The sequence below is a fragment of the Candidatus Omnitrophota bacterium genome, assembly GCA_030695905.1.
In the GTDB taxonomy this organism is placed as follows: Bacteria; Omnitrophota; Gorgyraeia; order 2-01-FULL-45-10; family 2-01-FULL-45-10; genus CAZHPY01.
This window is the reverse complement of record JAUYOL010000006.1, coordinates 1-1,735: the sequence shown is the minus strand read 5'-3', so window position 1 is coordinate 1,735 and position 1,735 is coordinate 1. Positions and strand designations below refer to the sequence as shown.

Annotated in this window: 1 protein-coding gene; it reads left to right on the top strand. The window is 43.4% G+C overall.

Annotated elements, in window-relative coordinates:
- Nucleotides 1-340: 340 nt before the first annotated feature.
- On the top strand, nucleotides 341-1,735 hold a 1,395-nt coding region (locus Q8R38_01425), incomplete at its 3' end, for a GLUG motif-containing protein (GenBank protein ID MDP3790687.1).

Sequence of the window (1,735 nt, the reverse complement as noted above, 5' to 3'; positions counted from 1 at the left end):
CACAAGTGTACAGATTACAGGTCCTCCCGACGGCTTTGGCCAAATAATTTACCCTATATCGAGTAGTCTTGTGCTCAAGGCGACTCGAACAACTGTTTATAATGACCAAAATCCCTCATACTTCTATGGAAATATCACATTCTATAACTTCGAATGCCTAACCCCGGGTAAATATCTGTACTTTGAAGCCGGTAAAACATTTACCTTTAAAGGCTCTCTTAATATTATCGGTTCTCCTGATGTTGGGCCCCAGGAATACCACATTAAGCTATACTCACAGACACCCGGACAATATTATTATATAAATATCGATACTGACACATATACCCTAGATAGGGTCATGGTCGCTGACGCCTATTCCACGCACTACCTATTTATTCCTAACGGTGTAGACAATGGGAATAACTACAATATACTCGTAGACCCTATATGGGATGGTGGCGGAACTACCTATAAGTGGTCTGAAGCTGCTAACTGGGATGGCAACGTAATACCTAACGGTAATGCCGTTACCTTTAATGGCATCTCTATCAAGGACTCCATTGTAGATGCCGCATTTACCAATAGTATTCTCTCTTTAACCATAGACGCGACCTATACAGGTACTATATCACTGGCTAATAACCTTACCATTACAGGCTCCGGCACATGCTTTAGCCAGGCAGGCGGCACTTTTAATGAGACAAATGATATATATGGTGCAGTTGCTTATAACGTAATACACGCTAATGGCTCTCTATCTAAAACAGGCGGCACCTTTAATGGGCCATCCAATCCTAACGGGGCTACTACCCCCGCCTACCGCATAGAAACTGAGGCAGATCTTCAATTATTCTATACCGTAGATTTATCCTTAGATTATGTTCAGACAGCTGATATTACACTAACACAAGATTTTACTGAATATGCAATAAACGGGTTCAATGGTAAATATAACGGTTATGGTTATACTATTGCCAACCTTACGATAAGTCTTTCTACAACTGATAACGTCGGGCTTTTTGGCACTGCCGCCGGAACTTTCGCTAATCTATATCTTAGAAATATATACCTTACAAATGTCAATATAACAGGCCAAAATAATGTAGGCGCTCTTGTCGGATATATCTACAACGGTAACAGCACTATTTCCAATTGCTATTCCACTGGCACTGTTACGGGAACCGGCAGTTATGTGGGTGGGTTGATAGGTCAAATTAATGTTGATGAAGTAACTTCCTATACGGCGGCTATTTCCGGATCTTATTCCACGGCGAATGTTTCAGGGGCCAGCTATGTGGGTGGATTAATAGGGTATTCTGTGGCTGGCGAGGTTGGACAAACTATATCAATTTCTTCAAGCTACGCCACTGGCACTGTTACAGGAACAGGAGATTATATAGGTGGATTGGTAGGGCGCAACTACGCTGCCGGAGGATCCACTACTATTTCAAGCTCTTATGCCACAGGTAATGTTTCATCTACAGCATTAAGCACTTATGTGGGTGGGCTGGTAGGAAGTAATGATATGCACCCGGAGTTTTTTGGGACAGCAACTATCGATAACTCTTATGCCATAGGAACAGTTTCCGCTAATGGCGGCGGATTTGCGGGAGATGATCAAATCGGCGGTATCTCAAATTCTTACTTCACCGACTACAACCACGATAACTCATATGGCACTTTAGCATCGGGTGCGGATACTGTGTGGACATGGACAGGCGCAGGAGACGGCACAACTTGGGCAAGCGCGGCT